This is a genomic window from Ensifer adhaerens (assembly GCF_002007205.1).
GTDB lineage: Bacteria > Pseudomonadota > Alphaproteobacteria > Rhizobiales > Rhizobiaceae > Ensifer > Ensifer adhaerens_D.
Genome location: NZ_LAZS01000005.1, coordinates 666,693 through 685,322, shown reverse-complemented (window position 1 = coordinate 685,322; position 18,630 = coordinate 666,693). Strand labels below are relative to the sequence as shown.

22 protein-coding genes are annotated in these 18,630 nt (G+C 62.9%); 8 read left to right on the top strand and 14 right to left on the bottom strand.

Annotated features, from left to right (window positions below; translation table 11 throughout):
- Positions 1-5 precede the first annotated feature (5 nt).
- The 6 genes from XB14_RS07160 to hemN form a co-directional block, all read right to left on the bottom strand.
- A complete protein-coding gene (locus XB14_RS07160) occupies positions 6-1,034 on the bottom strand; it encodes a zinc-binding dehydrogenase (RefSeq protein ID WP_077960945.1) in 1,029 nt (342 codons plus the stop codon).
- 278 nt (positions 1,035-1,312) lie between these two features.
- On the bottom strand, positions 1,313-2,596 hold the full coding sequence (locus XB14_RS07155; RefSeq protein WP_077960944.1) for a beta-ketoacyl-ACP synthase: 1,284 nt from the start codon (positions 2,594-2,596) through the stop codon (positions 1,313-1,315).
- 12 nt (positions 2,597-2,608) lie between these two features.
- Entirely contained in the window at positions 2,609-3,811 is a 1,203-nt protein-coding gene (locus tag XB14_RS07150; protein WP_077960943.1) for a beta-ketoacyl-ACP synthase, read from the bottom strand.
- Between the two features lies 1 nt (position 3,812).
- Positions 3,813-4,298 (bottom strand): 3-hydroxyacyl-ACP dehydratase FabZ family protein, encoded by a 486-nt coding sequence (locus tag XB14_RS07145; RefSeq protein ID WP_077960942.1) that lies wholly within the window; start codon positions 4,296-4,298, stop codon positions 3,813-3,815.
- 131 nt (positions 4,299-4,429) lie between these two features.
- Positions 4,430-4,714, bottom strand: coding sequence for an acyl carrier protein (locus XB14_RS07140; protein WP_089044188.1), 285 nt, complete (start codon positions 4,712-4,714; stop codon positions 4,430-4,432).
- A gap of 116 nt (positions 4,715-4,830) precedes the next feature.
- On the bottom strand, positions 4,831-6,180 hold the full coding sequence (hemN, locus tag XB14_RS07135) for an oxygen-independent coproporphyrinogen III oxidase (RefSeq protein WP_077960941.1): 1,350 nt from the start codon (positions 6,178-6,180) through the stop codon (positions 4,831-4,833).
- 305 nt (positions 6,181-6,485) lie between these two features.
- Here hemN and XB14_RS07130 point away from each other — a divergent pair, with 305 nt between their 5' ends.
- Positions 6,486-7,223: a Crp/Fnr family transcriptional regulator gene (locus tag XB14_RS07130; RefSeq protein WP_077960940.1), complete on the top strand. Its 738-nt coding sequence runs from the start codon at positions 6,486-6,488 to the stop codon at positions 7,221-7,223.
- Between the two features lie 294 nt (positions 7,224-7,517).
- Here the strand turns inward: XB14_RS07130 and XB14_RS07125 are convergent, their stop codons facing one another.
- From XB14_RS07125 to XB14_RS07100, 6 genes are all read right to left on the bottom strand, one after another.
- Entirely contained in the window at positions 7,518-7,946 is a 429-nt protein-coding gene (locus XB14_RS07125; RefSeq protein WP_077960939.1) for a L,D-transpeptidase, read from the bottom strand.
- A gap of 130 nt (positions 7,947-8,076) precedes the next feature.
- Positions 8,077-9,048: an adenosylcobinamide-phosphate synthase CbiB gene (gene cbiB / locus XB14_RS07120; protein ID WP_077960938.1), complete on the bottom strand. Its 972-nt coding sequence runs from the start codon at positions 9,046-9,048 to the stop codon at positions 8,077-8,079.
- Complete coding sequence (locus tag XB14_RS07115; RefSeq protein ID WP_077960937.1) at positions 9,049-10,110, bottom strand: threonine-phosphate decarboxylase; 1,062 nt, start codon at positions 10,108-10,110, stop codon at positions 9,049-9,051. It abuts the gene before it with no gap.
- Complete coding sequence (locus XB14_RS07110) at positions 10,107-11,411, bottom strand: cobyrinate a,c-diamide synthase (protein ID WP_077960936.1); 1,305 nt, start codon at positions 11,409-11,411, stop codon at positions 10,107-10,109. Before XB14_RS07110 ends, XB14_RS07115 begins: the two co-directional genes overlap by 4 nt.
- Positions 11,408-12,247: a uroporphyrinogen-III C-methyltransferase gene (gene cobA / locus XB14_RS07105; RefSeq protein WP_419178579.1), complete on the bottom strand. Its 840-nt coding sequence runs from the start codon at positions 12,245-12,247 to the stop codon at positions 11,408-11,410. The genes XB14_RS07110 and cobA overlap by 4 nt, the downstream gene beginning before the upstream one ends.
- Before the next feature lie 124 nt (positions 12,248-12,371).
- A complete protein-coding gene (locus XB14_RS07100; RefSeq protein WP_234803998.1) occupies positions 12,372-12,899 on the bottom strand; it encodes a cobalamin biosynthesis protein in 528 nt (175 codons plus the stop codon).
- 459 nt (positions 12,900-13,358) lie between these two features.
- Here XB14_RS07100 and XB14_RS07095 point away from each other — a divergent pair, with 459 nt between their 5' ends.
- Together XB14_RS07095 and XB14_RS07090 are read left to right on the top strand one after the other, a co-directional pair.
- Entirely contained in the window at positions 13,359-14,144 is a 786-nt protein-coding gene (locus XB14_RS07095) for a TSUP family transporter (RefSeq protein ID WP_077960934.1), read from the top strand.
- 244 nt (positions 14,145-14,388) lie between these two features.
- Positions 14,389-14,613: a hypothetical protein gene (locus tag XB14_RS07090; RefSeq protein WP_077960933.1), complete on the top strand. Its 225-nt coding sequence runs from the start codon at positions 14,389-14,391 to the stop codon at positions 14,611-14,613.
- Here XB14_RS07090 and XB14_RS07085 read toward each other — a convergent pair.
- Positions 14,610-14,987, bottom strand: coding sequence for a putative metallopeptidase (locus tag XB14_RS07085; RefSeq protein ID WP_179119555.1), 378 nt, complete (start codon positions 14,985-14,987; stop codon positions 14,610-14,612). The two genes, XB14_RS07090 and XB14_RS07085, sit on opposite strands and share 4 nt — an antisense overlap.
- A gap of 100 nt (positions 14,988-15,087) precedes the next feature.
- Between XB14_RS07085 and XB14_RS07080 the strand changes: the two genes are divergently transcribed.
- The 5 genes from XB14_RS07080 (at position 15,088) to XB14_RS07070 (ending at position 18,078) form a co-directional block, all read left to right on the top strand.
- Entirely contained in the window at positions 15,088-15,669 is a 582-nt protein-coding gene (locus tag XB14_RS07080; RefSeq protein ID WP_143348273.1) for a hypothetical protein, read from the top strand.
- Positions 15,670-16,459: 790 nt separating this feature from the next.
- Positions 16,460-16,645, top strand: coding sequence for a hypothetical protein (locus XB14_RS07075; RefSeq protein WP_077961912.1), 186 nt, complete (start codon positions 16,460-16,462; stop codon positions 16,643-16,645).
- Positions 16,646-16,756: 111 nt separating this feature from the next.
- Complete coding sequence (locus XB14_RS33750; RefSeq protein WP_268802272.1) at positions 16,757-16,888, top strand: hypothetical protein; 132 nt, start codon at positions 16,757-16,759, stop codon at positions 16,886-16,888.
- An 83-nt stretch (positions 16,889-16,971) separates the two neighbouring features.
- Positions 16,972-17,094 (top strand): hypothetical protein, encoded by a 123-nt coding sequence (locus XB14_RS33745; RefSeq protein WP_268802271.1) that lies wholly within the window; start codon positions 16,972-16,974, stop codon positions 17,092-17,094.
- 390 nt (positions 17,095-17,484) lie between these two features.
- Positions 17,485-18,078 (top strand): methyltransferase family protein, encoded by a 594-nt coding sequence (locus tag XB14_RS07070; RefSeq protein WP_077960931.1) that lies wholly within the window; start codon positions 17,485-17,487, stop codon positions 18,076-18,078.
- 64 nt (positions 18,079-18,142) lie between these two features.
- Here the strand turns inward: XB14_RS07070 and XB14_RS07065 are convergent, their stop codons facing one another.
- Positions 18,143-18,619, bottom strand: coding sequence for a hypothetical protein (locus tag XB14_RS07065; RefSeq protein ID WP_143348272.1), 477 nt, complete (start codon positions 18,617-18,619; stop codon positions 18,143-18,145).
- Positions 18,620-18,630: the final 11 nt, after the last annotated feature.

Sequence of the window (18,630 nt, the reverse complement as noted above, 5' to 3'; positions counted from 1 at the left end):
TCGGATCAATCCATCTTCAGGATGATCTTGCCGAAGATCTGGCGCGATTCCATGCGCTCCAGCGCGCGGTCGATCTGATCGAGGCTGATTTCAGTGTCGATGACCGGATGCACCAGGCCGCGGGCCATCTTCTGCATGGCGTTCGCCATGTTCTCCATGCGGCAGCCGAAGGAGCCGAGCAGCTTCAACTGCTGCTGGAAGAGCATCATCAGGTTCATGTCGGTGGAAACACCCGAGGTGGAGCCGCAGGTGACGAGACGACCGCCGCGCTTCATGCAGAGCATCGAACCGGCCCAGGTGTCCTTGCCGACGTGCTCGAACACGACGTCGACGCCCTTCTTCTTGGTAAGCTTGCGCACCACGCCCTCGAAGCGGTCGGTGCGGTAGTTGATGACGTGATCGGCGCCAAGCGCCTTCGCCTTCTCGATCTTGTCGTCCGAGCCGACGGTGGTAATGACCGTGCAGCCGATCTTCTTGGCAAGCTGGATCGCCGCCGAGCCGATGCCAGAGCCGCCGGCATGGACGAGGATGGTTTCACCGGGCTCGAGCTTGGCATTGTCGAAAAGCATGTGCTCGACGGTACCGAAGGTGACCGGAGCCAGCGCTGCAGCAACCGCGTCGACGCCCGGAGGCGCCGGAACGAGCAGGCGCGCCGGCAGGTTGATCTTTTCCTGCGCGAAGCCGTCGAGGTGGAAGCCGTGCACGCCGCCGACATGTTCGCAGAGGTTGTCGCGACCTTCCTTGCACGGACGGCAGAGGCCGCAGGTGCGCGCGCCATAGATCGAGACGAGCTGGCCCGGAAGCACGCTCGAAACGCCGGGGCCAATGCTGTCGACCACGCCCGCCGCTTCCGCGCCGATCACGAGCGGCATCTTGCGCTTGGCAAAGGCCATGCCGCGCCAGCCCCAGACGTCGATATGGTTGAGCGCGACCGCCTTGACGCGCAGCGTCACCTCGCCGGGGCCCGGTGCTTCCGGTTCCGGAATGTCGGTGATTTCGAGCTTGCGGTCATCGAGCAGTTGCAGGGCGCGCATGGTTCTTCCTTTAAATGTTCAGATCGACAGGCGGCATATACACGTCTTGTGGGCGTGTCGCCATTCTACAGAGAGCGGCGCGTTACCCCCCTCTGCCCTGCCGGGCATCTCCCCCACAAGGAGGGAGATTGGATGTGGCACCCCCTCGCCCACCAACAAAGCTGCGAATGCAAGCCTTCCTATTGGAGCGGCCAGCCTGTCCGCGAGTCGATCTCCCCCTTGTGGGGGAGATGGCCGGCAGGCCAGAGGGGGGTATTTCGCTCCGCCTGACTTCCGGCTCAAGCCGGCTCGGCGGTCATCACCAGGCTGGCGTTCTGGCCGCCGAAGCCAAACGAATTCGACAGCACCGCAGTCACCTGCTGGCTGCGCTTCACGTTCGGCACCACGTCGAGCACGATCGCCGGATCCGGGTTCTGGTAGTTGATCGTCGGCGGCAGCGTGCCGGTCAGCATCGTCTGGATCGAGAACACCGCTTCGACCGCACCGGCGGCCGTCAGCGTGTGGCCGATCATCGACTTGTTGGACGAGACCGGGATCGACGGCAGGCGCTCGCCGAAGACCGCCGACATCGACAGATATTCCATCTTGTCGTTCTCCGGCGTCGAGGTGCCGTGGGCGTTGATGTAGCCGATGCCGGTTTCATCAATGCCGGCGTCGGCAAGCGCCGCGCGGATTGTCGCGATCGCCGGCCCACCATCCGGCGAGGAACGCGTGCGGTGGAAGAGATCGGCCTTTTCGCCGCAACCCTTCAGGATGCCGTAGACGCGGGCGCCGCGGGCAACGGCGGCTTCGAGCGATTCCAGCACCAGGGTCGCTGCACCTTCGGCGATGACGAAGCCGTCGCGGTCCTTGGTGAAGGGCTTGGAGGCCTTTTCCGGCGGATCGTTCTGGGTGGAAAGGGCCGAAAGCAGCGCGAAGCGGATCAGCGCCTCGGCGCTGACCGAACCGTCGGTCGCAACCGTCAGTGCACGATCTGTACGACCCTGGCGGATCGCCTCGACGCCGAGCTGGATCGCGGTGGCACCTGACGCACAGGCGGTAGACAGCGTCACCGGCAGGCCGCGCGTGCCGAAGCGATCGGCCAGGCGCTCGGAGATCGCGCCGAAGAGCACGGCCTCATGGAACCCAGGATCGGCCTTCTCGCGCATGGCGGCAAGGAAGCGATTGTAGGCGTCGCCCGGCTGGGTCGACGGCGGCGACCGGTCGGCCAGTTCGAAACGCGCGCTCCATTCCGGCTCGATCGGCGGGGCGGCGAGAAACAGCGGGCCGTTGAAATCACCGGAAAGGCCCGCCTGCGCCAGCGCTTCGAGCGTCGTTTCGCGCGCCATGGCATAGGAGCGCTCGACCGAATTGGCGGCCGGCACCTCGATGAAATCGACCATGCCTGAAATGCGCGTGTTCAGGCCTTCCGTCGGAAAGCGGGTGATCTTGCGGATGCCGGAGACGCCACCGGTCAGCGCCGCCCAGTTGTCTTCCAGGCCCTGGCCGAGCGACGTGATGACGCCCATGCCGGTAACGGCGACGATCGGACGACCGAGATGATCCTTGTAAGCGTTGCTCATCAATCGTTCCTCTTACTCGGCCGAAAGGACCGCGACGCCTTCGCCGCGTGAGTGACCGATCGTGGTCACGACCGCCGACCGGGCAGCAGCCGTCATCGGCTTTTCGAAGCTGGCATCGAAGGCGGGAACCTTGGCGCCGTGTCCGAGCGTAAGCGCGGCAAGCGCCAGGCCCGCTGGAAACTGCGCTTCGATGCTGTGGCCGACAAGTCCGCCATAGCCGCGCACCGGTGCGCCGGCAAGCTTTGCTTGCAGAAACGCCTTCTCGCTGGCGACGAGATCGTGAAAACCTGATGTGCCGGAAAAGACCACGGTCTGTGCCGGATCGAGCTTTTCCGCCGGCTTTGCGAGATCGACGAGGCGGGCTTCGAGCTTGCCGTCGGCGCGGCTGCCGCGGTCGCTTCCGATCGCGTCGATCGTCGCGTAGATGCGAGCGCCGCGGGCTTCGGCGTATTCACGGGATTCCAGCATCAGGAAGGCGCCGACCGATCCGGGGATCATGCCGCCGCCGTTTTCGCGGCTGCGCGACCAGATCGGGTGCCATTCGCCGATGGCCTGGCCCTGGATCGCCTCGATCATCAGCATGATGTCGAGACGCTCGGCCGAAAACGCGCCGCCGACCAGCGTGTGTGTCGATTGCCCCGCCTTGATGCGGAAGAACGCCGTTTCGATCGCCGAAATGCCGGCCGCTTCTTCGCCCATGAAGGTGCGCGATGAGCCAGTAACCTTGTGCACGATCGAAATGTTGCCGGCGAGAAGGTTGGAAAGCTGGGCGAGAAACAGCGTCGGGCGCAGTTCCGTCGTCAGCTTCTCGTTCAGCACCTGCTCGCGATCGTTCCGCTTCAGCGCCTCGTCGACGATCAGCGAATCGACATTGATGTCGCGCTCGCCGCCGCCGGCAGCGACGATCATGTCCATGCTGCCGCAGGCTTCGAGATTGTCCTTGAGACCGGCGTCATCGAGCGCTAGGCCAGCGGCAAAGACGCCGAGGCGCTGCCAGTTTTCCATCTGGCGCTGGTCGCCACGCTTGGCGATCTGCTGCGACCAGTCGATTTCCGGCAGCGGATGCACCGGATAGGGGCTGAACTTCTCGGTCTCGACGCGCACGGCCGGCGACGTGCCAGCGGTAAGCAACGCCAGATGCGGCTCGACGCCGACGCCCTGGCTGGTGACGATACCGACGCCGGTAATGACAACGTCGTTTGAAGATTTGCTCATCTTACTTCTCCGAACCGGCTGTCGCCGAAAGAGCTGCCATCAGGCCCACTTCTCCAGCCCGCTTGCGCACGATATCGCCGAGCGGAACCTGATCGAACGGCATCGTCCGCAGCTTCAGCTGGGCGTCGCAGACCTTCTTGCCGGCAGAGGTGATCTTCGCCTTGGTGACGGCGAAACCCGAACCTTCGTGCTCGAGGAACGCCTCGATCTCGAGTTCGGCATTGGGCTCGACGAAGGTGCGCATCTTGGCGCCGTCGACCGACATCAAAAAGGGCATGGCGGCGAAATTGGTGGCGGCGAGCACCAGGAAACCGGAGGCCTGCGCCATGGTCTCGATCAGAAGCACGCCCGGAACCAGCGGGTAGCCCGGAAAATGGCCTTCGAACACCGGGCTCTTCTGCGGAACCACGGACCGCGCCGTCAGCCGGCCAGCCGAAAGATCGACCGTTTCGACACGATCGATCATCTGGAAGTATTCAAGGAGCATTGAGGCTCACCCTGTTGGTTTTTTAGGCCGTTCGTTTCGGGCTCAAGTAAAAACGCCAATGCCGCCTGTCAAGCGCGGGGCGCGACGGGCGGCATTGGAAATCGAGTAGCAAGGCTCGGGCGAAAGCCCGATCAGCCCTTGGCAGCCCGCAGTTCGTCGATCTTGGCGCAGAGGTTCTTCAGAACGAAGTACTCTTCGGTCGAAACCTTGCCTTCGTTGACTTCCTGCGTCCACTGCTCGAGCGGAATCTTGATGCCGAATTCCTTGTCGATCGCAAACACGATGTCGAGGAAGTCCAGGCTGTCGATGCCGAGATCGTCGATCGTGTGGCTTTCCGGCGTGATCGTCTCGCGATCGATCTCGCTCGTTTCCGCGATGATGTCGGCAACCTTGTCGAATGTAGCTGTCACGCGCATACCTCTAATATTTTATGTCGAGTCTCGGCGATCCTATAGGTAAATGCGCCGCAAAAGCCAATGGCCTTGATTGCAAAGGCCTGCAAATTGGAAACGGTGTTGCCGCATAGCATAAGTCAAACCGCGACCGAATGCCGGCCACGGCCATTGCCGAGATAGGCGTCGAATGCCGCCGCGACCGAGCGTGCAAAGGGCCTGCCGCGTTCCGTCAGGCGAAAGACGCCGTTCTCGATCGTGGTCAGGCCGTCCACATCGCGCGCCCGAAAGAGCCGTGCCTCCTCGATCACCACGCCTGCAAGCCCGGGGAAGGCCCGCTCGATCTCGTCCAAGGAGAAGGCAAAGCGGCACATGATGTCGGCAATCACTTTTGCTCTCAAGGTGTCGTCGGGTGTGAAGCGATAGCCGCGCACGGCTGCCAGCCCGGTATTCTCCACATGGCGCAGATATTCACCGGTTGCCGGCATGTTCTGGACATAACCTTGACGAAACTGGCCGATCGCCGAGGCCCCAAGCCCGATCAACGTCTCGGCCGCATCGTCCGTATAACCCTGGAAATTGCGCCTGAGACGCCCTTCCCGGTTGGCGCGCGCCAGGCTGTCTTCGGGCTTGGCGAAATGGTCGATACCGATGGCCTCGTAGCCGGCGGCAGCCAGCATTTCGGCCGCGCGGCTCATCTGCGCGAAGCGCTCGACGATGCCGGGCAGACTTTCGTCCGGGATCATCTTCTGATGCGTCTTCATCCACGGCACATGGGCGTAGCCGAAGAGTGCGACGCGATCGGGGTCGAGCGAAAGCACTGCCTCCATGGTGCGCTCAAGCGACTGGAGGCTTTGATAGGGCAAACCATAGAGCACGTCGCAATTGACCGAATGCACGCCCCTTACCCGTGACACCTCGATCGCGTCACGGGTCTGCTCGAAGGTCTGGATGCGGTTGATCGCCTTCTGCACGACGGGGTCGAAATCCTGGATGCCGAAGCTCGCCCGCGTCATACCGATCTCGGCCAACGCATCATGGCGCGCTTCGTCGAGATCGTTCGGATCCATCTCGACGCTGATCTCGCAATCAGCCGCGAAGGTGAAGTGATCGGTAAAGGCGCGTTTCAGCGCGATCAGGTCGTCGGGCCTGACGAGCGTCGGCGAGCCGCCGCCGAAATGCAGGGCCGTTACCTTGGCTTCGGGGCTCACCCGCCCGCCGATCTCTGCAATCTCGCGGTGCAGGCCCTGAAGATAGGTTGCCACCGGGTCATAGCGCAGCGTCTGCTTGGTATGGCAGGCACAGAACCAACAGAGACGATCGCAGTAGGGCACATGGGCATAGAGCGAGATCGCCTCACCGGCGCCGATCGTACCGAGCCAGCTCTGATAGTCACCCTGCCCCACCGCCTCGGAAAAATGCGGCGCGGTCGGGTAGCTGGTATAGCGCGGCACTGGGCTCGCATGCTTGAGGATGAGTGCGTCTTCCATCGGTCTCTCCGCTGTCTCGCAGGATGAGATAGGACGGATCGCAAAACCGGCCTTTGATTTTGATCAAGTCGCCGAATTAACACGTTAAAATTGACAATGCTCAAGCCGGCATGAGACATTGTTTCGCGCTTTCGAAATTAGCACCTGTCAACTCTTGATTTAACGACCGGCATCCTCTTTGGTCATCCTGCTGCATGTATCCTTCAAAGGATAAAACATGCAGCACTTCAAAGTGCTACAGCGACCTTTGCGCGTCCGATGAGACGCGCGGCGCTGTCAGAGCAACGACATGCAGGTAGAAAGAATTGCAGATCGTGAACGAACATCGCCGCAAGGATATCCATAATTCGGACATTCCGACCGTCTGCGCAGCCTGCGAGGCGCGCCATGGCGGCGTTTGCGGCACGCTCACGCCGGAGCAGCTTTTCGACCTCAGCCGCCACTCGACCCGCCGCAGCATCGAGCCCGGCCGCGAAGTCATCGGCCAGGGCGAGACGACCGACAGCTATGCCAACATCATCAACGGCGTCGTCAAGCTCAGCAAGGTTCTGGCCGACGGCCGCCAGCAGATCGTCGGTCTGCAGTTCGCCCCTGACTTCATGGGGCGCCCCTTCACCCGGGAAAGCGCGCTGACGGCGGAAGCGGCCGTCGACACCGACATCTGTTGTTTCCCGCGCACGGTCATCGACCGCCTGGTCTCGGAAGCCCCGAGTCTCGAACACCGGTTGCACGAGCAGGCGCTGAAGGAACTGGACGAAGCGCGCGACTGGATGCTGACGCTCGGCCGCAAGACGGCACAGGAGAAGGTCGCAAGCTTCCTCTACATCATCGCCACCCATATCGACCCGGAAAAGGGCACGGCGAACGAGTTCGACCTGCCGCTGTCGCGCGCCGACATCGCCGATTATCTTGGCCTGACGATCGAGACCGTCAGCCGCCAGATCACCAAGCTGCGCAAGGACAACGTCATCCGCATCGAAAACAGCCGCCACGTCACCGTGCCGAGCCTCGACCGCCTGATGCATGTGGCGGGGATCGACTGAGCCGTTCAGCGACGAGCGACGGCGCTATCTGTTCGAGCCGTCGCCCTGGCTCGCTCTTCAAGGATTTGCCCCTCACCCTAACCCTCTCCCCGCAAGCGGGGAGAGGGAACGTGGATAGCCGCGGCGTTGGCGTCTGAGGCACTGTCGCAGGCGGCAACATCAAGCGGCCCTGTTGAGAACGAGCGCGCGCCACAACGTCCCTTCTCCCCGCCCGCGGGGAGAAGGTGCCGGCAGGCGGATGAAGGGCTGGTTTCTTCAGCAAGGCAAAGGCCGGAATTCAGCGCAACCGAAACGTCACCGCGTAATCACGATCCGCGTATTCTTCAGCCCATGCTCGCGCGTCAGCGCGAAGAACTCCGCCGCATTGTTCGGATGCAGCCGCACGCAGCCGTGCGATGCCGGGCGGCCAAGCCGCTTGATGTCGTAGGTGGCGTGGATGGCATAGCCGCCATTGAAGAACACCGCATAGGGCATGGGCGCATCGTCGTATTTGCGCGAGCGATGGTAGCGCGAGAGCCACTTGGCGCTCCAGCTGCCGCGCGGCGTGACATAACCCCTGCGGGCCGTCGACACCTTCCAGCGATACATGATGACGCCATACTGCCGGACGGTCATGGTCTGCGACGACAGGCTGATATCGGCAATGAGGTTGGCGGCGTTCACGGGCTGAACGGGAAACTGCAGCAGAGCGGCAATCAGCGCAGTCAAAAGGGTTTTGCGCATGCTTCTCTCTCCGGAAAAACGAACACTTACCGGTGGAACCAGACGTCCCAGGGAGAATAACTGACCGAATATGATACGATCTTAATCCATATGGAAAGCAAAGTCTTAACGCGAAGGTCAACTTCCGCGATCAAATCATCGCGATTGCAACAATGGCTGCGGTCATGACCGTGCAGGCGCCATAAAAGACGGCGATGCCCGCATCGATGTCTTCGCTTGCCGCGACCGGCCGACCCGGCCCATTGATCATCGGCTCGCTGACCTTGACGCCGCCATAGATGCGCGGGCCGGCAAGCCGCAGGTCGAGCGCGCCGGCCATCGCCGCTTCGGGCCAGCCGGAATTCGGCGAACGGTGCAGGCCATGGTCGCGAAGGGCCACGGTCAGCGCGTCCTTGGCGGCCTGCGCGCCGCGGTGGATCAGCGCGCCGGCGGCAATCAGCAGGATCGAAAGCCTTGCTGCCGGCAGATTGGCGAGGTCGTCAAGCCGGGCCGAGGCCCAGCCGAAATGCAGATATTTCGGCGATTTGTGCCCGATCATCGAATCTGCGGTGTTCAGCATCTTGTAGGCGATGAGACCCGGCAGGCCGGCGACCGCATACCAGAAGGCGGGAGCCACGACGCCATCGGAGAAATTCTCGGCAAGGCTTTCGATCGCGGCGCGGCAGACAGCCGGTTCGTCGAGCGTCTTCGGATCGCGGCCGACGATCATCGAGACGGCGGCACGTCCCCCCTCAAGCCCCCCTTGGCGCAAACCCTCGGCGACGCGGCGGACGTGATCGGCAAGGCTCTTCTGCGCCAGGAAGACCGCGACCAGCACCGCTTCCAACAGGAAGCCGAGCGGACCGAAGGCGGCAAACAGACGATGCAGCAAGTGGCCGAACCAGGCGCTGACGGCCAGCAGCAGAAGGATGGTGACGACGCCACGAAACTTGCGAACACGGTCCTCGAGGTCGTCGCGGTTCAGCCGCTCGTCGAAAAAGCCGATGGCCTTGCCGAAGAACACGACGGGATGCGGCACGCGCGCCCAGAGCCAATCCGGATCGCCGACGATGCGGTCGATCACCAGCGCCAGCGCAAGGATGAGCAGGATCGTCTCCGACACTCAGAGCTCCATGCGGCGGAGCGCATCCGCAAGCCGCCGGTCGGCCGCCGCATCCGGCGCAAGGCCGATGCGCAGCCAAGTCGGCGCATAGTCGAACTTGCGCGTGAGGATATGGGCTTCGCAAAGCCGCTCCTGCAGCAGAGCCGCCCGCGCATGTTCGACCAGCACGAAAAGCCCCGTGCCACCGATGTGGGTGAGCCCTGCCCCATCCAGCGCCGCGTCGAGGCCGGCGCGCCGCTCGAGAATGCCGGCGGCAATCGCCTTCGTATCGCCCTGCATCAGAGTTTTCGAGATCGTCAGCGCCGGGCCGGAGACGGCCCAGGGGCCGAGCCAATCGGCGAAAGATTGAAGCACCGGTTCCGTCGCGACGACGAAACCGAGGCGCAAGCCCGCAAGGCCGAAGAACTTGCCGAAGGAACGGAAGACGACGAGGTTGCCCTCGCCACTGATGTGGCCGGCAACGCTCAGCTCCGGCTCAAGATCGCCGAAGGCCTCGTCGACCAGCAGCAATCCGCCCTGCTCCCGCAGCCTTCCGGCCATCGCCAGAAGCTCGGCCGGCGCGAAGGCCCGGCCGGTCGGGTTGTTGGGGTTCACGACGACGACGAGGCCATGTTCGGCGGTGAGCCCATCGGCATCCTCGACCCGATCGACGGCGAAACCTGCAGCCGAAAGCACCCGGGCGTATTCACCATAAGTCGGCCCGAAGACCGCGACGCGCCTGTTTGCCGGCGGCTTCCCGCTTCCATGCAATCCCGGACGCAAAACCGCTTCGCACTTTTGCTGGAATTGCATCAGACGCGGCAGAAGCTGGATCACCGATTGCGTGCCCGGCACCGGCAAAGGCAGCACGCCGTTGGTGCGGTAGTATTCGGCGGCGGCCAGCCGCGCATCATCCACCGTCTGCCGATCCGGCAGCCGGTGCCAGGCGCGCTCGGGGACTTGAGGCAAGGCGACGGGGCATGGGTTGATGCCGGTCGACAGATCGAGCCAGTCTTCGAGCCGGCCGCCAAAGCGCGCTGCGGCTTCGGTGATGCCGCCGCCATGGATGATCGGTGCGCTCATGCTGCGCCTGCGATGTCGATCAGATGCATGAAGGAGCCGGCGACATTGCCGCGTCTCAAACCGGCATGGCCGAGATCCTCGCCGGCGGCATCACTCATCGCAAACAGCCGATCGGCCGCCCCTTCGGCGACGATGGTCGCATAGTGGAATTCGTGCGCCGTCATGGGTCCATCGAAGAAGGCGTTATCGACTGGCACGACGCGGCGGTAACCGAGGTGCCGCCTGCGCTCGGCAAAACTGGTGATGAGCGGCAGCAGGCCGAGCATGTCGTAGCGCGCGCCATCGGCGGCGACAAGCCCTTCGCCAAGCACCATGTAGCCGCCGCATTCGCCGAAGATCCGGGCGCCGCGTTCGGCCGCCGCATGCATGCCCGACCGGAAGCGGGAGGCCGCGCTCAAGCGCCCCGCATGCAGCTCCGGATAGCCGCCGGGCAGATAGACGGCATCGGCATCGGGATTCGGCGCCTCGTCGGAGAGCGGCGAGAAGAACGCGATCTCGGCGCCGGCGCGACGCCAGTCGAAGAGCAGATGCTCGTAGCAGAAGGCAAAGGCGATATCGCGCGCAACGGCGATCCGCTGGCCGAGTGGACGGAACCGCTCGACACCTGTCGGTGCCGTCTCCTGCGGCAGGATCGTCGCGATCAGGCGGATAGCGTCGAGATCACAGGCCGCCTCGACTCGCCCAGCCGCCGCCTCGATGAAACCTTCGAGCGCCCCGTGTTCGCCGGCCTGGACCAGACCCAGATGACGCTCCGGCAATTGCAGCGCGCTGTCCTGCCTGAGCACGCCGAAGACAGGCATGCGCACCTTGTCGAGCGCGTCGCGCAGCATCTTTTCATGCCGGTCGCTGCCGACCTTGTTGAGGATGACGCCGACCACCCGGATATCGTCGCGGTGATCGGCATAGCCGCGAACCAGCGCCGCGACCGACTGGGACATGCGGGCGCAATCGACGACCAGGATGACCGCAAGGTTCAGCGTCGCGGCAAGGTCCGCGGGCGTTCCGGAGCCGTCGGCAGCCCCGTCATGCAGCCCCATCATCGCCTCGATGATCAAGGTGCGCCCGCCGGCAGCCGCATGCGACGCATTGGCTAGCAACAGTTCCGACCGCATCGCCCAGGGATCGTAGTTGAAGCAGGGCTCGCCGGTCGCCGCCGCATGGAAGGCGGGGTCGATATAGTCCGGCCCGGCCTTGCCGGGCGCAATCGCGACGCCGCGCTTCTTGAGCGCGCGCATCAGCCCAAGCGTCACCGTCGTCTTGCCGGAGCCGGACGCGGGTGCTGCGATCAGCAATCCGCTCATGCCGGGTTCCTGAGAATGCGATTGGCGAAGGGGTCGACAGCAAGCTTGCGCCCGTCAAGCGCGCCGATCCAGTCGAGTGCCGCGCGAAGCCGCACCACCTCGCCGACGACGACGATCGCCGGTGGCTCAAGGCCTGCCGCCTCGACATCGGCCTCGGCGCGCGAAAGCGTCGTTTCGAGCACCGCCTGTTCCGGCGTCGCCGCATTGCAGACGAAGGCGACCGGCTCGTCCGGCGAGCGGCCGCCGGCAATAAGGTTGGCCGTGATCGCGCCGATATGCTTCATCGCCATGTACATGACGATCACAGGCGAGCCGCTGGCGATGCCCTGCCAGTTGATGCGATCGGGCACCAGGCCGGAGGAATCGTGCCCAGTCAGGAAGGTGACGGCGTGGTTGACTTCGCGATGCGTGACCGGAATGCCGGCATAGGCAAGGCCGCCGATTCCGGCGGTGATGCCGGGCACGATGCGGAACGGCACCTGATGCTCGACCAGCGTCAGCGCCTCCTCGCCGCCGCGGCCGAAGACGAAGGGATCGCCGCCTTTGAGCCGCAGCACCCGGTTGCCGGCGCGTGCAAGCTCGACGAGGCGAAGCGAGATGTGGCGCTGCTTCGGCGACGGCTTGCCGCCGCGTTTTCCCGCAAACTCCAGCACCGCGCCCGGCCGCGCGAGCTTCAGGCAGTCCTCGTTGACCAGCGCATCATGCACGATCACATCCGCCTGTCGCAGCGCATTGGCCGCATGCAGCGTCAACAGGCCCGGATCGCCCGGACCGGCGCCGACGAGCCAGACCGAGCCTTTTTCGAGCGCCGGCAATCCGGCAAAGAGGTCGTCGATCATGCGTGCTGCCTCACCCTTGTGCCGGCGCCGTCCGACGGCACGCCTGACTCTAAAGAACCGGATTCAACTTCAGAGCAAACCCGGACAAAATATTGATTCAATTCAACAACATGAGAGCCCATCAGACGACCTCCGCCGCTTGGGCGCGCTTCCCGACACGCAAGGTCGCCGGCCCGGCGAGCGCCGCCGTCGCATGCGCGGATACGATCTTCGGCACGACCAGCACGGCTTCACGGCCGGCGCCGACGAGCGCCGCACCCTCGGCAACCCCATGGCAGCCCGTATGGGCAAAGACGATCTCCGAGGGATTGGCGAGCCGGGAGGCTTCGGCTTCGAGCGTGGCGGCATCGTAGAACGCCGCCGGCACCGCGAAATGTCGCGCGGCCGCCAGGATCGCCGGCTCCTCGGCGCGCGCATCGAGCGAGGCGACCAGCCGCAGATCGCTGGGCGCAGCACCGGCATCGGCAAGCGCACGCTCGGCAAGGGCGATCACCTCTTCGGCCGGCGTGCGACGCTCGCAACCGAGCCCGAGCACCAGCCCGACCTCGCCTTTCGTCGCCTCTGCCGGAGAGTTGTTTTCACACGGTTCCGGGCGCAAGGCGGCCATGCGCTCTTGCTGGAATTGCTTTGATCCGCTGACCGATGCCATCGGCGGCCGGCTCCCTTCGTCGGTTTTCCTTAACGAAGCGCCGGCTGGAACAGTCAATCCCGGGCCGATCTGGACAGCACCGGCTAGAGGCCCCCTTTTTGGGTCGGCCGCACCGGACGCTCTTTCAGTCCGCCGAAGCGGACGCCGTCGCATGTCCTTCATTTTTACCGGAGCGCGCAAGACCGGTCAAACCGGATTGCGCCGTGACGATGTCGCGTTTGGGGAAGGCGGTCATTTGCCCGCCGTATCGCGATGACCGCCTTTTCCGGCCCTCACGCGATAGAAAACGCCTTTATCGAGAAACACAGCGACTCAAGGCAGCGCTTTGAATCCTTGAAAGATTTGACCTCTTGCGGTCCCGCCTCTCAACAACGCGGCAACAGAAGGCTTTGCAAATCGCGCCCGGCTCTGACACAAGGCGCCAAAGCCCCAAACCTCTCCCTCCCCTGAGTCCTCCCCGTGCAAGACCTCGCCTTCCATCTGCTCGCCTTCCTGTTCGTTGCCGCCTTCATCGCCGGCTTCATCGATTCGATCGCCGGCGGCGGCGGCATGATCACCATTCCGGCGATGCTGATTGCCGGCATCCCGCCCTTGCAGACGCTCGGCACCAACAAGCTGCAGGGGTTGTTCGGCTCGGGCTCGGCAACGCTTTCCTATGCGCGCAAGGGGCATGTGAACCTGAAAGAGCAATTGCCGATGGCGTTGATGTCGGGTGCCGGCGCTATTCTTGGCGCGCTGCTCGCGACCGTCGTTCCCGGCGACGTGCTGAAGGCGGTGCTTCCCTTCCTCTTGATCGCGATCGCGCTCTATTTCGGCCTGAAGCCGAACATGGGCGACGTCGACCAGCACAGCCGCGTCACGCCCTTCGTCTTCACGCTGACGCTGGTACCGCTGATCGGCTTCTACGACGGCGTCTTCGGCCCCGGCACCGGCTCGTTCTTCATGCTCGGCTTCGTCACGCTCGCAGGCTTCGGCGTCTTGAAGGCAACCGCGCACACGAAGTTCCTGAACTTCGGCTCGAACGTCGGCGCCTTCGGCGTCTTCCTCTTCTTCGGCGCCATCCTCTGGAAGGTCGGCCTGCTGATGGGCCTCGGCCAGTTCCTCGGCGCCCAGGTCGGCTCGCGCTACGCCATGGCCAAGGGCGCCAGGATCATCAAGCCGCTGCTCGTCATCGTCTCGATCGCGCTCGCGATCCGCTTGCTCGCCGACCCGACGCATCCCTTGAGGATCTGGCTGGGGCTCTGAGGCGGGGGCCTTCAACCAGACCACCGGAAGTCAGCGATATCCGCCGGCACGGCGAGGAACGATGCCTGTCGGCCCGCCTGCGGCCGGAAGATCGTACGGGTACCCCTGCCCATGCTGCGTATTCCTTTTTGACTGAGGCCGCTACCACCGAAGAGCTATCGAAACTAACGGCAACCGCGCGATGTAGGTCTTTACCGCATCGCAACGCCCGTTTTCGCCATAGCTCTCTCCAAGCCCCGTCAAAATGACCTCAGACGAAGCAAACCACCTCAGGAAGTACACCGTTCGCTATCCGGACGGCTTGAAGGCTGAAGAAGCAATCGCCCTGTTGGAGCAGACTTGCGCCGATATCGCCCCACGTCTCACGCTGAGCGAGATGGCCGACGGCGCCATGATCGAGGGCGAGCCTTGGCTCGTCCTGTCGATCTGCCTCGCCCTGCCGCTCTTCGAGATGAATGAGGTGTGTTAGGCCGAGCGCAGCTGACGAGACCGGAGGCGTGGGCGATCTGCGCCCCTGCCGCCGCAGTCTCGGCAGTGGTCTACGTTCAGCGTGATGCTGAAATCGGAGACGTGCGCGAACCACTGCTTGACCTGGATTTCAGCATGGGCGCGGGACCACTTGCCCATCGTGCCTTGCGGAGATCCCGTCTCACACTGACCGATGACACGGCGACCCTTCTTGCTGTTGCCGATGATGGTCGAAAGGAAACCGATGTCGGCGAAGCTTAGGTGGCGGTGGTCCGGATTGTGAACCGGCGACGCGGGGTCGAGGAACGTTACTTCTACCCAGTCTGGCATATCCTCGGCCGGGGTGAAGGCTGGCGAGGGAATGTCGTCGAACATCGACGATGGCGGTTGCGGTCGCATCAAATCACCACTTGCCTATGTCCCACGCTTGCGCGACCTTCGCGAGTGTTTTTGAGGGCTGGCGTAGGATCACATGATGGAAGCATTTACGAAGGACGGTCTGCTTGCATTGGACCCAGACGTTAGAGCGTTCACGCTCGTGGGTGCCTACCTGGGTTACTTTGCCCTTCTAGAGGCCGGCATCAATGACGCGGTGAGTAACGTCCTTGAGATCAAAGGCCTTCGAGCGGCGATAGTCACTCGCAACATGTCCTTCGATGACAAACTTAAAACTCTCCGCGCTCTCGTTGCGGAATACATCCTCGATAAGAAGGAGGCCAAGGCTTTCGACGACTTAGCCAAGCGGGCCAAGAGGTGCGGCGAAAGCAGAAACATCATTGCCCACACACCTTTCCGCCGAAGCGCGCAGTCCGACGGCGTCGAGTTTTTCGCCACTTCTGCAACCAACACGTTCAAGTACCTCGACATGGACTGGACGGTCGATGAGTTCCTGCGGCAGATCGGCACCATAAACGAGATTGACAACGCGTTACGTTCAATCGGAAGCAGGATGTCTATCCAGCGGATAGCCGAGGCGCTGATGAGGCCGCCCCAATCGAGACCTTTCTCAACTATGGGCGGCTTATTCGGATTGGCCCCAACAAAGGAAGAGTCTTGAAAGATGGTTGTGGAGCCATGCAGACCTCCGTCTCTCGTTTGCGCCCCGAGAGCTTACGGCGGGCTTGGGTGCTCCTGGTGCCTCGACGTGCGGGGCTTCCCGCTTGTCTTCCTTCCGGCTACGTAAGAGTGGGAATGGATTCAAGATGACCGAATTCGCTTGCTATTCCCCCGCCGTTGGCGGCTAGCTCTTTCGTCAACAGGAGACGCGCAGATGGCCAAGGGTCAGGTACGAAGCAATAAGGAAGCCAGAAAGCCCAAGAAGGACAAGGCCGCCGCGAAACCCGCTGCGCCGACGTTAGGATCTCAGGCGAAGGACACCAATAAGAAGTAACGCCAACACCGACGTTCGCGCCGGCTGCGTTAATCTGGACACCAATGACGCCGCGACAACTTGGATTCGTGCTCACATCGGGCCGTAGGCGATGATCCAACCTCTACCCTCTCCTGAGGGCACAGAGCGGAGCATCGAGAATCCGGGAGATAGAGATGGCCACCCAAAGATTTGCGGTACCGAGTAAGCCTGCTGGACGATGGCTCTGTCGTTGACGCAGACGGAGAATACCTCGGCAACTGGCGTACTGACGAGTTCGACGCACTGTATTCTTCCCGGGCGGCGCGACAGAACCACTATTAACGGGCCTGTTCTTTGGGCTGCTGTGCAAGAAGGTTGATGCGTGGTACAGCCAGACATCCTATGCGGGAACTCCACGGTGAGCATCTGAGAAGCCGGGCCAGAGGTCCGGCTCCCGTTCGAGCCTGAAACGGCAAACTCGGGAGAAATGGAAGCGATGGCCTATATTGATCAGATCATCATGTTTTGCGCCGGTCTCTGGATGACGGCGGCAGGGTTTGGCTACGTTCAGACCAACACTCAGGTTCCATGGCTTGCTCAACTCACGAGGCACTTTCGATGGATGGGGCCGCTGCTGATCGTTATCGCCGTTGTTCTCGTGCTTGGCGCCCCTACCGTATAAACAGCAGTCCTTGAGTGGTCGCGCTGGCCCAGTCGGGGCCCACCAGCATTTTCCAGGCCAGCCTGTCGAGCTCTGCCTCCTTATGCCCACATTCGAGGGCTGAAGTAGGCCATGGACAAAGCCGGCATCGTCTTCCTCGTGCTCATCTGCATTCTCGTTGCCCTGGTATTGAGCATTCTGATGTTCGAACCGGGCGTGGAGACGGCACCACCGGATGTGCCTGCAATGGTCCCCGCCAACTAGGGGCTTCACACTCCCGGTCCCCGCGGCGGAACAACGGGGCGTCCGAGGTGTTGCTGTAGATCGCAACGAACCGGAAACGCCCCATGCGAATAGTCGTCATCGCAATTGTCGCATCGATCATGAGCATACTTGCCTTCAAGTATGTCGACGGGACGTTTGGCAACTCCGAGGTCGTGGCGACGGCGGAGGAGCTCACGGAAGATTAGCATCGAAAGCTGCTCATCCACCTCGCCGGCAGGAGGCAAAATCCTTCATTGCCCCGGGGCTGGATTGGAAGCTTTTGGCACCCACGCTTCGACTTCGCGGGCTGACGTAATGCAAGGGGCTGCCTCGGCCGCGCTGAGTGTCGGCAATATGTGGCTACGGCGGGAGGCGATGACGTCCTCCCAAGATCCCCGCGGGCGTCACATTCGTCAGCAGCCTGCCGATAGAAATACGGTAACCAAGACGAAAGTCGCGCATGTCCGCCGCTTGAACCTCCAGTCACTAGAGATTGCAGAGTGCGACAAATGCTTCACCGATGGCAGGCAGCGGCCGCTCAGCCTCGCCTGCCCCGGCAAGCATCGTCCTGTCACTACGCTCTCATCGAGGTTCCGATGTCCACCACCCTGCCCGCCATCCTGATGTTCATTGTCGGCCTTTTCACCCTGGCGCTCGCGACCCTTCGCCGCGTCCAGTCCGGGCGCTCGTCTGTGGTGCTCACCTATGGCGACGATGCGGAAGGTTTTGCCGGCAAGCTCTTCCGCTTGATCGTGGCGGCGCTGGTGGTGCATCTCATTGCCGTCGCCGCCTTTCCCGAAGCGGTCGACGCGGCATTCGGTCGGGTCCCGGCCCTCGACATGCCCTCCATCGCGGCCGTCGGCCTCGTGCTGATGGCGTTCGGCGGCGGGCTGACGATGCTTTCGCAATGGGCGATGCGCCATTCGTGGAAGATCGGCATTCCCGAAAAGCAGGACGCCCCGCTCGTCACCTCAGGCCTCTACGTCTTCTCGCGCAATCCGATCTATGTCGGCATGGCCACCGCGCTGATCGGCACGGTTCTGGCGGTTCCCAACGTCGTCTCGGTGGCGCTTACGCTTTCCTCCTGGATCTCGATCTCCTACCAGATCCGCATGGAGGAAACGCACGTCGGCCGCGCCTTCGGTGAGGCCTATAGGGCTTATTGCCAGCGCGTTCGCCGATGGGTCTAAGTCCGGACACCGCATGGACGCCGGCAAGGCGCGTCTTGCTTCGCGCGCCTACCGGCATCTCCAGCTATACGCCTCCGAGACTCCGCCAGAGCACAACACAGGTGCCCGCCGCCAGAGCACCAATGCCGCCGCTCAACAACACGAATTCCGCATCCTGAAAAATAGACCCGACCACCACTGCGAACAACACCGTCGCTAGAAAGCCAGAGACCAGCGCAAGCAGTAGTCGCACGGACCATTTCTGCGAAATGATCACGACGCAACTAACCAACGATGCAGAAATGACCGCGGGAACTGCGCCCCAGACGTAGGCAAAGATCCACGCTAAAGAAAAAACGGAGATGCTGCTCCAATATCCGGCAGTAGCGCCCAGGATGTCGATATACAACAACCCAATCAAAGGGCCGGCGAGGCTGGTCAAAAGAAAAAGTAGCCCAACCTTCTTGGGCCGTACGAACTCTCCGCTTTGGTCTGTCCTCTCATCCATAGGATGGCCCACCAGTTGCGCGACTGCGCTCAGCACCACAGAGGTAATATGCAACTTAATGGTGC